The organism is Streptomyces europaeiscabiei, assembly GCF_001550375.1.
Lineage (GTDB): Bacteria > Actinomycetota > Actinomycetes > Streptomycetales > Streptomycetaceae > Streptomyces > Streptomyces europaeiscabiei.
In genome coordinates this window covers 42,136-54,488 of record NZ_LRTR01000403.1, presented here as the reverse complement: position 1 = coordinate 54,488, position 12,353 = coordinate 42,136, and the positions used below count along the sequence as shown (strand labels likewise).

General features: G+C 68.5%; 12 protein-coding genes. 3 read left to right on the top strand and 9 right to left on the bottom strand.

The window, feature by feature from the left end; genetic code table 11:
* Positions 1-855, bottom strand: an 855-nt coding sequence (locus tag AWZ10_RS19395; protein ID WP_208618527.1) for a phosphoribosyltransferase domain-containing protein, incomplete at its 3' end; no start/stop codon positions are given.
* A gap of 62 nt (positions 856-917) precedes the next feature.
* Positions 918-2,084: an HpcH/HpaI aldolase/citrate lyase family protein gene (locus AWZ10_RS19390; protein WP_037704479.1), complete on the bottom strand. Its 1,167-nt coding sequence runs from the start codon at positions 2,082-2,084 to the stop codon at positions 918-920.
* Positions 2,085-2,274: 190 nt separating this feature from the next.
* Here AWZ10_RS19390 and AWZ10_RS19385 point away from each other — a divergent pair, with 190 nt between their 5' ends.
* Complete coding sequence (locus tag AWZ10_RS19385) at positions 2,275-3,099, top strand: TerD family protein (protein ID WP_060891675.1); 825 nt, start codon at positions 2,275-2,277, stop codon at positions 3,097-3,099.
* 85 nt (positions 3,100-3,184) lie between these two features.
* Here AWZ10_RS19385 and AWZ10_RS19380 read toward each other — a convergent pair whose 3' ends face one another.
* The 6 genes from AWZ10_RS19380 to AWZ10_RS19355 form a co-directional block, all read right to left on the bottom strand.
* Positions 3,185-3,925: a TerD family protein gene (locus AWZ10_RS19380; RefSeq protein ID WP_046706267.1), complete on the bottom strand. Its 741-nt coding sequence runs from the start codon at positions 3,923-3,925 to the stop codon at positions 3,185-3,187.
* Between the two features lie 109 nt (positions 3,926-4,034).
* Complete coding sequence (locus AWZ10_RS19375; RefSeq protein WP_046706268.1) at positions 4,035-5,180, bottom strand: DUF475 domain-containing protein; 1,146 nt, start codon at positions 5,178-5,180, stop codon at positions 4,035-4,037.
* Positions 5,181-5,304: 124 nt separating this feature from the next.
* Positions 5,305-5,880 carry a TerD family protein gene (locus AWZ10_RS19370; protein ID WP_037704475.1) on the bottom strand — a complete coding sequence of 192 codons (576 nt, stop codon included), beginning with the start codon at positions 5,878-5,880 and terminating at the stop codon, positions 5,305-5,307.
* Between the two features lie 169 nt (positions 5,881-6,049).
* Positions 6,050-6,625 (bottom strand): calcium homeostasis/redox stress adaptation protein, encoded by a 576-nt coding sequence (locus AWZ10_RS19365; protein ID WP_046706269.1) that lies wholly within the window; start codon positions 6,623-6,625, stop codon positions 6,050-6,052.
* 113 nt (positions 6,626-6,738) lie between these two features.
* Complete coding sequence (locus AWZ10_RS19360) at positions 6,739-7,197, bottom strand: peroxiredoxin (RefSeq protein WP_046706281.1); 459 nt, start codon at positions 7,195-7,197, stop codon at positions 6,739-6,741.
* Between the two features lie 115 nt (positions 7,198-7,312).
* The gene (locus AWZ10_RS19355; protein WP_020115348.1) at positions 7,313-7,750 is read right to left on the bottom strand and encodes a DUF3052 domain-containing protein; all 438 of its coding nucleotides are present in this window, start codon (positions 7,748-7,750) and stop codon (positions 7,313-7,315) included.
* Positions 7,751-8,163: 413 nt separating this feature from the next.
* On the opposite strand from AWZ10_RS19355, the gene aceE reads away from it, so the two are divergent.
* Positions 8,164-10,911: a pyruvate dehydrogenase (acetyl-transferring), homodimeric type gene (aceE, locus tag AWZ10_RS19350; protein ID WP_046706270.1), complete on the top strand. Its 2,748-nt coding sequence runs from the start codon at positions 8,164-8,166 to the stop codon at positions 10,909-10,911.
* A 98-nt stretch (positions 10,912-11,009) separates the two neighbouring features.
* Positions 11,010-11,771: a potassium channel family protein gene (locus AWZ10_RS19345; RefSeq protein WP_046706271.1), complete on the top strand. Its 762-nt coding sequence runs from the start codon at positions 11,010-11,012 to the stop codon at positions 11,769-11,771.
* 198 nt (positions 11,772-11,969) lie between these two features.
* Here AWZ10_RS19345 and AWZ10_RS19340 read toward each other — a convergent pair whose 3' ends face one another.
* Positions 11,970-12,275, bottom strand: coding sequence for a hypothetical protein (locus AWZ10_RS19340; RefSeq protein WP_046706272.1), 306 nt, complete (start codon positions 12,273-12,275; stop codon positions 11,970-11,972).
* Between the last annotated feature and the right edge of the window lie 78 nt (positions 12,276-12,353).

The following is a 12,353-nucleotide window of genomic DNA, read 5'->3' as shown; positions in this document are numbered from 1 at the left end:
CGCGGGGGTGAAGCCGTGCCGCCCCCCGTCGGGCAAGCCGGCGGGCCATCCCAGATCGACGGGGGTGACCTGCGAGGCCCCGCCCTTCCCGGCCGGCCCCGCGGAGGCGGCCTCGTACTCCGCGACCAGCGCCTGCCCCTTCTCCAGCACCCCCTCCGGCAGCCGCACGGTCCCCTTCGCCGTGGCCACCAGATCCACCCGCGCCCCGATCTCCCGGGCGAACTCGGCCAGCCGCCCCTGGTCGGCGGCCGACCGCATGTCGACCAGCGCCACGACGACGTACCACTTGCGCGGATAGCGCTCGTGCAGCGCGCGGATGGTGTTGAGGACCGTGTTCCCGGTGGAGAACTCGTCGTCGACGAGCACCAGCGGCCCCCGGCCCGCGAGCAGGGTGGGGTCCTCCGGCAGCAGCAGATGCGACGTCGCGTGGGAGTGGGACTCCTCGAAGCCGCCCGCCTGGTGGACGCCCTCGACCGGGCGCCGGGTGGAGTGGAGGTAGGGCGCCTCGCCCACCCCGTCCGCGACCGAGTGCCCGAGCCCGGTGGCCGTCTCCGCGTATCCGAGGACGACGGCGGTCCGTGCCCCGGCCGCGCCCAGCAGCTCCCGCACCCGGCGGCCCAGCGCGAACCCGTGCCCGTGCACGACGGCCGGCGACTGCGGCACATGCTTGCCGAGGACGTTCGACACCAGCAGATGGGCGCGCTTGGGATTGCGCCGCAGCGCGAGCCCCAGCAGCCCGCCCAGTTCCTCGTCCCCGACCAGTTCGACCCCGAGCCGCTCGCCCACCCAGGCACCGGACCAGACCCCGCCGGACGGGTCGGACGTGCCGGTCGTGTCGTTCGCTGCGTTAATCATCGATTCCTTAGTCGGTACGACGTGAGTGCGGACGTCTGTCACATCTGTCCTGGGCGGGAGGTTCAGTCGGGCAGACCCGCGGCCAGCAGGTCCACGAACCCGATGTCCTCGTTGGCCACCCCGAACGCCTCGGCGCGCTGCAGAACCCGTTCCGCCCAGGCGCGGTGCGGCTTGACCTCGTTCATCTTGTTGCGGGAGGCGGAGCGCAGTACCCCACCCCCGTTGCGGTCGGGCCGCACGATGTCCTGGGCGTCGCTGAACTCCTCGTGGCTGACCACGGACAGCGCGTGCACCGGCAGGACGTGCGAGGGATGGATGCAGGTCTTGCCGAGCAGCCCGTTGGCCTGGTCGAGGGAGATCTCGCGCAGCAGACCGTCCAGCGCGTGCTCGATGAGCGACTCGCGCAACTGTCCGGCCCGGTTCGCCAGGAAGGGGCTCGTGCGCAGCTGTGGCTTGAACATGCGCTCCTGGACCCGGAAGTACTCCCACACCGGCCCGGTCACGGTGAACCCGGTGCCGTCGGCGCGCCCCAGCACGTTCACCACGTCCGCGATCACGGAGGCGACGATCTGGACGTCGTACGCGGTCATGTCGGGCGGCCGGCGCAGGGCGTAGGAGGAGCAGAAGTCGGTGACGCCGAGGCGCAGCGCGAGGACCCGGTCACGGTACTTGTCGACGGTGTGGGCGATGCCCTGGAGCGCCTCTACGCGCGTCTCCCTGTACATCAGCTCGGGCGATTCGAGCACCGGCATCCCGAACAGCCGCCGCCCGCTCGTGGCCTCGGCGGCGGTGAGCGCCTCCAGGAACGCGACGCCCCGCTCCTCGGTGAACTTCGGGAACACGAACCCGGACAGCAACCGTACGGCCGGGCCGAATCGGCTGACCAGGTCGGGTATCTGCTCGGGGAAGCGGACCCTGATGAACAGCAGCGGAAGCTCGGCGTCCGGCCGCCCGGCGAGGTCGGCGAACTGCCGGACGAGGTTCTCCTCGGCGCCCACGACCTCCGAGTCGTCGATGGAGTCCTCCAGGCACAGCACCATGGAGACCACGCCACGCCCGGCCTGCTTGACGATGTCGTCGGCCAGCCGCTCCCGGGTCGCCGGGCTGTAGAGCGTGGCACCCAGCGCGGCGGCAAGCACGCGGGCCGGTGAGTCCGCGTCGAAGACTCCCGGCTCCCGGTAGAAGAGACGCTGACGCTCCGCAGGGGCGACGTGCCCGAAATGACGCATGTGATTCCCCCGTGGTTGCTAGGCGGCCGGTCCCGATGGTGGCCGGTAATAGTACGTACAAATGTGTGACATCAGTTCCCACCGGGCGTGAAGTTCTGGTAACCCGGCCATGACGGGCGCTGGACTGTTTCACCGGCGGTTCCCCGCCCCCGCGTTGTCGTGATCAGGACCGAGAGGGCAGGATGACCGCATGACGCACGCGATGCTGAAGGGGTCGAACGTCCCGATCGAAGCCACGGCGGTCCGCGCCGTGCTGCGCTGGGCGCCCGGGCAGGGTGTCCCGGTGGTCGACGCCTCGGCGCTGCTCCTCGGTCCCGACGGCCGCGTACGGTCCGACGAGGACTTCGTCTTCTACAACCAGCCGCGCCACCCCTCGGGCAAGGTGTGGCGGCTCGGCCAGAAGCGCGTGGCCGAAGGCCTCACCGACACGATCCAGACCGACCTGGCGGGTGTCGAGTCCGCTGTCAGCCAGATTCTCCTCGTGGCCTCCGCCGGGGACGTCTCCTTCGACAGCGTGCCGTCCCTGCGCATCCTGCTGTACGACGCCACGGTCACCGACGCCGAGCCGCTGGCGTACTTCGACATCAAGCCCGAGACCGGCGAGGAGACCGCCCTCATCTGCGGCGAGCTGTACCGCCGCGGCGGCGGCTGGAAGTTCCGCGCCCTGGGTGAGGGCTACACCAACGGCCTGGAGGGCCTCGCCACGGACTTCGGCATCTCGGTCGACGAGTCCACCGCCGACCAGACCGCCACGGTCCAGACCCCGGCCCCGGAGATCTCGGCCCCGCTGCCGCCCGAGCAGCCCCCGACCGGCGTCCCGTCCCAGCCCTCGTACGGCTACCCGCCCGCGGCCCCCGCACCACAGCCCACCCAGCCGGCCTACGGCTACCCGCACCCCCAGCCGACCCCCGCCACCGCCAACGGCCCGGCGTACGGCTACCCCCAGCCCACAGCGGCGGCCCTGGACCCGAACTTCCGCCTACCGCCGCAGGGGCCGCAGTTCATCGGCCGCTGAGGGCCTACGGCCGGGGCGCCAGACGCCTTGAGGGGCGGGGGGAACCGCGCGCCCAGTCCTCACCGAACCCGCGGACACGACGCGGCTAGGAACGCTCGGCCTTCGTCTTGTATCCCCGCCCCCACTGCAGCCCCCACCCGTACAACCGGTCGAGTTCGGCCTGGAAGCCATAGACGAACTTCACCTCCCGGCGCACGGTGATCTCCCCCTTGACGTTCTCGATCATCACCACCGCACACGACCGGGCCTGCGGATGCCTCTCGTCCAGGCCTATCTCGATCCGCGGACCGTTGCTCGGATACAACGTCACGACCGCGTGCGTACGGTCGAAAGCCGGCGTCTGGTCGTAGATGTAGACGAACACCAGCATCCGCCTGAACTCGTCCCGGTGGTCCAGGTTGATGTACATCGTCTCGCCGGATCCCGACCCGAACCGGTCGTCCCCGCTGAGCCGCATGTACGGCGGATCGTTGATGTCCCCGAGGAAGCCGCCCAGCGGCTGCACGACCCCCTTCGTCCCGTCGGCCAGCTCATACAGACAGCCGAGGTCGAGGTCGACGTTCACCATGCTCTGGCTGTGCGCCTGCACCTCCTCCGGCCTGAGCGCCTTGAAGGGGTGCCGCAGCACGCTCTGCCGCTTCGGTCCGCCGATGTCGGACGTCCGCATCCGCCAGGACAGGTTGACGCGCAGATGGCCCGCCGCGGCGTTCTGCTTGGAGAGGGACACCTTCTGGTGCCGCTTGGTCAGCTCGATCGCGTTGGTCGCCGCGCTGCCCGCGTCGAACTCCGAGGCCCGCCCGCGCCAGAGGTTGTCCAGGAAACTCATGCCCGCCCCACAACTGCCGTTTCGTCGCGTCAACCACCAGCGGGGCGGCCGACGAGGACGAGTCCTCGTCGGCCGCCCCGCTGGGAGCGTTCCCTCACCCCGCGGGTGGTCACACCCCCGAGGAGACCTCCGCCTTGTCGGCGGCGTCAGCTTTTCCCTCTTCGGCCTCCAGCGCCTTGTTGCGGCGCACCGAGGACCAGAAGGACCAGGCGATCAGGATGACACCGATGGAACCGGTGATGAACTCGTTGATCTCGTACTGGATGGTGACGAGGAGGATCGCGGCGAGGGCGCCGATCGCGTAGTGCGCGCCGTGCTCCAGGTAGACGTAGTCGTCGAGGGTGCCCTGGCGGACCAGGTACACCGTCAGCGACCGGACGTACATCGCGCCGATGCCGAGGCCCAGCGCCATCAGGACGATGTCGTTGGTGATGGCGAAGGCGCCGATGACACCGTCGAAGGAGAAGGACGCGTCCAGGACCTCCAGGTAGAGGAACATGAAGAACGCGGCCTTGCCGGCGAGGGCGACGGCCGAACGCGGCTTGCCCTCGCGCTCCGCCGCCTCCTCCTCCTCGTGCTCGCGCTCCTCTTCCTCCTCCAGCTTGTTCTCGAAGAAGCCGGAGAGACCACCCACGATGAGATAGGTGATGAGACCCGCGAGTCCGGAGATCAGGACCGTCTGCGCCTTGTCGACATGGACGCCGCCGTGCTGGTGGGCGTTGGTGGCGAAGGTCATCGCGGTGACCAGCAGGACGATCATCGCGATACAGGCCGACAGCATGTCGACCTTGCCGAGCTTGGACAGCGGACGCTCCAGCCAGCCCAGCCACTTGATGTCCCGGTCCTCGAAGATGAAGTCCAGGAAGATCATCAGCAGGAACATACCGCCGAAGGCCGCGATCGACGGGTGGGCGTCGGTCACGTACTGCTGGTACTGGTCCTTGTCGGTGAGCGCCAGGTCGACGGCCTCGATCGGACTCACTTTGGCGCTGATGGCGACGATGACGACGGGGAAGACCAGCCGCATACCGAAGACGGCGATCAGGATGCCGACGGTGAGGAAGATCTTCTGCCAGAAGGCATTCATCTTCTTCAGGATGCCGGCGTTGACCACCGCGTTGTCGAACGACAGCGAGATCTCCAGGACGGACAGGATGGCGACGACGCCGAACGCCGCCCATCCGCCGTAGAGAACCGCAGCGACCAAGCCGAGCGCGGTGACCGCGAACGACCAGCCGAAGGTTTTCAGAACCACTGGCTACCCAATCGTGTGTGTACGGGGTTCCCCCGCGCCGCGCGCGGCTTTACCAATTTTTGAACCCGAGTCTAGTCGGGTACCCCTCGCACCCCACACGGCCCCGGCTTTTGCGCATATAGCGCTACGAGACGTTCACACCGAAGTCGAGCGCGATGCCTCGAAGCCCGGACGCGTACCCCTGTCCCACCGCTCGGAACTTCCACTCGCCGCCGTAGCGGTAGACCTCGCCGAAGATCATCGCGGTCTCGGTGGAGGCGTCCTCGGAGAGGTCGTAACGGGCGAGTTCCTGGCCGTCCGCCTGGTTGACGACACGGATGAAGGCGTTGCTGACCTGGCCGAAGGCCTGGCCGCGGTTCTCTGCGTCATGGATGGAGACCGGAAAGACGATCTTGTCGACGGTGGCCGGCACCCGGGAGAGGTCGATGATCAGCGACTCGTCGTCGCCGTCGCCCTCGCCGGTGAGGTTGTCGCCGGTGTGCTCGACCGAGCCGTCGGGGCTCGTGAGGTTGTTGTAGAAGACGAACCACTCGTCCCCCAGCACCCGGCCGCCCTGACACAGCAGTGCGCTGGCGTCGAGGTCGAAAGGGGCTCCGGTGGTGGTCCGGACGTCCCAGCCGAGCCCGACCAACACTTGAGTGAGGTTCGGCGCGGCCTTGGAGAGGGAGACATTTCCTCCCTTGGCGAGTGTGACGCCCATGGTGCTGGTCCTCCCCGATTTTCGAGCTTCAGTTGCTCAACTGTTCAGTTGTGGTCGTACGCGCGGGCGGCCGCCCGCGTCGTACGAGCGCGTCCGGCGCCGCGGTCGGTGACGACGGCGGCGCCGGACGTGGTGAGTCGGCAGGTCCAGGGGGGTCCTCCCCCGTGGCTCAGACGTTCACACCGAAGTCCTGGGCAATGCCGCGCAGACCCGAGGCGTAGCCCTGGCCGATGGCGCGGAACTTCCACTCGGCGCCGTGCCGGTACAGCTCGCCGAAGACCATGGCGGTCTCGGTGGAGGCGTCCTCGGACAGGTCGTAGCGGGCGAGCTCCGCCTCGCCGGCCTGGTTCACCACGCGGATGAACGCGTTGCGGACCTGGCCGAAGGACTGCTGGCGGTTCTCGGCGTCGTAGATCGAGACCGGGAAGACGATCTTCTCGATCTCGGCCGGGACGCCCGCGAGGTTGACCTTGATCTGCTCGTCGTCGCCCTCGCCCTCACCGGTGAGGTTGTCGCCGGTGTGCTCGACCGAGCCGTCCGGGCTCTTCAGGTTGTTGAAGAAGATGAAGTTGGCGTCGCTGCTGACCTTGCCCGACGAGTCCAGCAACAGGGCGCTGGCGTCCAGGTCGAAGTCGGTGCCGGTAGTGGTGCGGATGTCCCACCCCAGACCCACGATGACCGCGGTCAGGCCCGGCGCCTCCTTGGTCAGCGATACATTGCCGCCCTTGCTGAGGCTGACTCCCACGAAGTCCTCCGTTTGGTTTCAGGGGCGGGGAGCCCCGTCGTGCGTTGGTGTCGGATCAACGTGTCGATCCTAGTGACGGGTTCCCGTTCCCTGCAGGGCCGGGAACCCGGGAATCACAGGGTGTCCAGGGCGGCGAGGTACTCGTTCAGGTCGCGGGCGTCCGGCAGGGCGTTGACCACCGACCAGCGGACGACGCCCTCCTTGTCGACGATGAACGTGCCGCGCACCGCGCAGCCCTTGTCCGCGTCGAACACGCCGTACGCCCGGGAGACCTCGCCGTGCGGCCAGAAGTCCGACAGCAGCGGGTACTCCAGGTTCTCCTGCTCGGCGAAGACCCGCAGCGTGTGGATCGAGTCGTTGGACACGGCCAGCAGCTGCACGTCGTCGTGTCCGAACTTCGGCAGGTTGTCCCGCAGCTCGCACAGTTCCCCGGTGCAGACCCCGGTGAACGCGAACGGGTAGAAGAGCACCACCACGTTCTTCTCGCCCCGGAAGTCCGCGAGGCGCACGGTGGCCCCGTGGTTGTCCCTGAGCTCGAAGTCGGGAGCCTTGTCGCCGACCTGGATCGCCATGATGTTCCTGAGTCCCTTCATGGACCGTTCGGGTGGCCCAGCCTACGCAGGGGAAACGTCGCGCCCCTGGAGGGGTGGCCCCTGAGGGGCCCTCTCTCCAGGGGCGCGGGTCACGTCACTTCTTCGACTTCGCTGCCTTCGGCGTCACCAACCGGCTCCCACTCCAGTCCTTGCCGACGCTGACGCTCTTCGACGCGGACAGTCCCGCGGTCGTCGCGGCTTCGGAGATGTCGCTGGGCTCCACATAGCCGTCCCGCCCTGTCTTGGGCGTCAGCAGCAGGATCGAGCCACCCTCCTCGATGTACGTGGTGGCGTCCACCAGTACGTCGGTCAGGTCGCCGTCGTCGTCTCGGAACCACAGCACGACGGCATCGGCCACGTCGTCGTAGTCCTCGTCGACGAGCTCACTGCCTACGACTTCTTCGATGGACTCGCGGAGCTCCTGGTCGACATCGTCGTCGTAGCCGATCTCCTGGACCACCTGCTCGGGCTGGAACCCCAGCCTTGCGGCAGGGTTCGTCCGCTCCTCCGCGTGGTCCGCGGTCGCGCTCACGGGTTGCCTCCTGATCATGTTCGGGTGGGGTCGCCCCCTGGGGAATCAGCCACGCGCGTGCGCGAAGCATTGGCCGTAGTCCACACGGGCGGGACCGATCGCGCAAGTACCCAGCCTTCCAGACCGCCGAAACGGTGACGATCCGGGCCGTGTCACCGCAACTCTCTGCGCGGATTCTCAGCCTCACGTGACACACGCCACACCGTTCTGCCCGTTTTGCGCATTCGGCAACCATCCGGGGGTACGAGCATCGAATACCTCTACTACCTTTGTCGAGCACGAAAGCGCCCTGGTTACCTCTCGGTAGAGATGACGTTTGCGTCCCCGAGGTACACGATGGGGGCGGTGCAGGCACCTAGTGAACGCCCATGAAGAACCCCTGAAGAGCGGCCCTCTGACAGCTAAGGAACAGCGTGGCTTCCGGATCCGATCGCAATCCGATCATCATTGGCGGCCTTCCGAGTCAGGTCCCTGACTTCGATCCCGAGGAGACCCAGGAGTGGCTCGACTCGCTCGACGCCGCCGTGGACGAGCGCGGCCGTGAGCGCGCGCGCTACCTGATGCTACGGCTCATCGAGCGGGCCCGTGAGAAGCGCGTGGCCGTGCCCGAGATGCGCAGCACGGACTACGTCAACACCATCCCGACCAAGGCCGAGCCGTTCTTCCCGGGCAACGAGGAGATCGAGCGGAAGATCCTCAACGCGACCCGGTGGAACGCCGCCGTGATGGTGTCGCGCGCCCAGCGGCCCGGCATCGGCGTCGGTGGCCACATCGCGACCTTCGCCTCCTCCGCCTCCCTCTACGACGTGGGCTTCAACCACTTCTTCCGCGGCAAGGAGGAGGGCGACGGCGGCGACCAGATCTTCTTCCAGGGCCACGCCTCCCCCGGCATCTACGCCCGCGCGTACATGCTGGACCGGCTCGACGACCAGCAGCTGGACGCCTTCCGCCAGGAGAAGTCGAAGGCGCCGTACGGCCTGTCGAGCTACCCGCACCCGCGGCTGATGCCGGACTTCTGGGAGTTCCCGACCGTGTCCATGGGCCTCGGCCCGCTGGGCGCGATCTTCCAGGCGCGGATGAACCGGTACATGGAGGCACGCGGTATCGCGGACACCTCCAAGTCCCATGTCTGGGCGTTCCTCGGCGACGGCGAGATGGACGAGCCGGAGTCGCTCGGCCAGCTGTCGATCGCCGCGCGCGAGGGCCTGGACAACCTCACGTTCGTCGTCAACTGCAACCTCCAGCGCCTCGACGGGCCGGTGCGCGGCAACGGCAAGATCATCCAGGAGCTGGAGTCGCAGTTCCGCGGCGCCGGCTGGAACGTGATCAAGCTGGTCTGGGACCGCTCCTGGGACCCGCTGCTCGCACAGGACCGCGACGGTGTGCTGGTCAACCGGATGAACACCACTCCGGACGGCCAGTACCAGACGTACGCCACCGAGACCGGCGCGTACATCCGCGACCACTTCTTCGGTGACGACCAGCGGCTGCGCGCGATGGTCCAGAACATGACCGACGACCAGATCCTGCACCTGGGCCGCGGCGGTCACGACCACCGGAAGATCTACGCGGCGTACAAGGCCGCCCACGAGCACAAGGGCCAGCCGACGGTCATCCTGGCGAAGACGGTCAAGGGCTGGACGCTGGGCCCGAACTTCGAGGGCCGCAACGCCACGCACCAGATGAAGAAGCTGACGGTCGCCGACCTCAAGGGCTTCCGCGACCGCCTCCACCTGCCCATCTCCGACAAGGAGCTGGAGTCCGGCGCACCGCCGTACTACCACCCGGGGCGGGACTCGGAGGAGATCCAGTACATGCACGACCGCCGCAAGGGCCTCGGCGGGTACGTCCCGACGCGGGTCGTGCGTGCGAAGCCTCTGCCCCTGCCCGAGGACAAGACGTACGCGAGTGTGAAGAAGGGTTCCGGTCAGCAGTCCATCGCCACCACCATGGCGTTCGTACGACTGCTGAAGGACCTCATGCGGGACAAGGAGATCGGCAAGCGGTTCGTACTGATCGCGCCCGACGAGTACCGCACCTTCGGTATGGACTCGTTCTTCCCGAGCGCGAAGATCTACAACCCGCTGGGCCAGCAGTACGAGGCGGTCGACCGCGATCTGCTGCTCGCCTACAAGGAGTCGCCGACGGGGCAGATGCTGCACGACGGCATCTCCGAGGCCGGCTGTACGGCCTCGCTGATCGCGGCCGGTTCGGCGTACGCCACGCACGGCGAGCCGCTCATCCCGGTCTACGTCTTCTACTCGATGTTCGGTTTCCAGCGCACCGGCGACCAGTTCTGGCAGATGGCCGACCAGCTGGCGCGCGGCTTCGTCCTGGGCGCGACCGCCGGCCGTACGACGCTGACCGGTGAGGGTCTGCAGCACGCGGACGGGCACTCGCAGCTGCTCGCCTCGACGAACCCGGGCTGTGTCGCGTACGACCCGGCGTACGGGTACGAGATCGCGTACATCGTGAAGGACGGTCTGCGCCGGATGTACGGCGAGACCGCGGACGGCAAGCCGGGCGAGGACGTCTTCTACTACCTCACCGTCTACAACGAGCCGATCCAGCACCCGGCCGAGCCGGCGGACGTGGACGTGGACGGCATCCTCAAGGGCATCCATCGCGTCAAGGCCGGCGAGTCGGGCTCGATCCCGGGGCAGATCATCGCCTCCGGTGTCGCGGTGCCGTGGGCGATCGAGGCGCAGCGGATCCTGGCCGCCGACTGGAACGTGAAGGCGGACGTCTGGTCGGCGACCTCCTGGAACGAGCTGCGCCGCGAGGCCGTCGAGGTGGAGCGGCACAACCTGCTGCACCCCGAGGAGGAGCAGCGCGTGCCGTACGTGACGAAGAAGCTGAGCGGCGCCGAGGGGCCGTTCGTGGCCGTCTCCGACTGGATGCGGTCGGTGCCGGACCAGATCTCGCGGTGGGTGCCCGGCACGTACCAGTCGCTGGGCGCGGACGGCTTCGGCTTCGCGGACACCCGGGGTGCGGCCCGGCGCTTCTTCCACATCGACGCGCAGTCGATCGTGGTCGCGGTGCTGACCGAGCTGGCACGCGAGGGCAAGGTCGACCGTTCGGTGCTCAAGCAGGCCATCGACCGCTACCAGCTGCTCGACGTGGCGGCGGCCGACCCGGGCGCCGCGGGCGGCGACGCGTAGCCGCTGCGCCCGGCTGAGCCGTACAACACGGTCTGCGGTGTCCAGGGGTGGTGAACCGATGGGTTCACCACCCCTTGCATGTTTTCTACGATGCGGCCATGAAGCAGCGAACCGCCTCGGCACAGCTCCGTTGGGAACAGCACACACAGCGGCCACTGTTCGGCCTGGCCCTGGTCTTCGCCGTCGCGTACGCCGTGCCGATCGTCCGGCCGGACGCTAGCGACCAGGTGGAGTGGTGGTGCGAAGCCGCCGAGTGGGGGGTGTGGGCCGCGTTCGCGCTCGACTACGTCGTCCGGCTGGCGCTCACCGAGCGGCGCCGGGAGTTCGTGCGGACCCGGTGGCTGGACCTGGCGGCCGTGCTGCTGCCGATGATCCAGCCGCTGCGGCTGCTGCGGGTCGTGGCGACGTTGCTGCTGGCGGGGCAGCGGGCGCGGATGGCCTCGCAGATACGGCTCACGACGTATGTCGGCGGGGCGGTCGTCGGGCTGTTGATGTTCGGGTCGCTGGCGGTGCTGTCCGTGGAGCGGGATGCCCCCGGCGGGAACATCGACACGTTGGACGACGCGGTGTGGTGGTCGTTCACGACGATGACGACGGTGGGGTACGGGGACCATGCGCCGACCACCGGGCTGGGGCGGGTGCTGGCGGTCGGGCTGATGCTGTCGGGGATCGCGCTGCTGGGTGTGGTGACGGCGAACATCGCGGCGTGGTTCATATCGCGGTTCGAGAAGGACGACGCGGAGGAGCGGCGTCAGACGGCGGCGATAGTGGAGCTGGCGGAGGAGGTCCGGCTGTTGCGGGCGGAGGTCTCGGCGTTGCGGGCCGCGCCGGGGGCGGCCATGGAGAAGCAGCGCCGATGATTGCGGGTCCACCGTGCGTTCGCGGGTGCGGGTGCGGGTGCGTTCGCGGGTGCGGGTGCGGGTGCAGGTGCGGGTGCGGGTGCTTCGTGGCTGGTCGCGCAGTTCCCCGCGCCCCTGAGAACCTCCACCGCGGCTATCCGGAAAAGGGGCCCTCGGCCGCTGCCGAGAGCCCCTGCCCTTTTCCTCACTCCGACCGGGTCAGAAGAAACCTGCGCCCGGCGTGGCCGTGCCCGCCAGCCAGATGATGGCCAGGACGGTGTCGATGGCACCCAGAACGACCGCGATGATCGCGGGAACGGGGCGGGCGCCGGACCAGGTGCGGTTCATGGCCAGCCAGCCGCAGACGATCGCCACCGGGCCGAGAATGATGCCCAGGACGAAGAATCCCGCGATCGCGCAGATGACTCCGATGATCCCGAGGGTCGCGCGATCCGGCCCGCTCCGTGACCACGTCCGGCCACGTGATCGGGGGTGCCTGCGCGTACCCTGCCCAAAGCCCGCCATCGTCAACAACTCCCTGAACCTCGCGGTCAGTTCGCGTACAGAACGGCGAGTACCCGTCCGGCGTGGTTGAAACCGGGG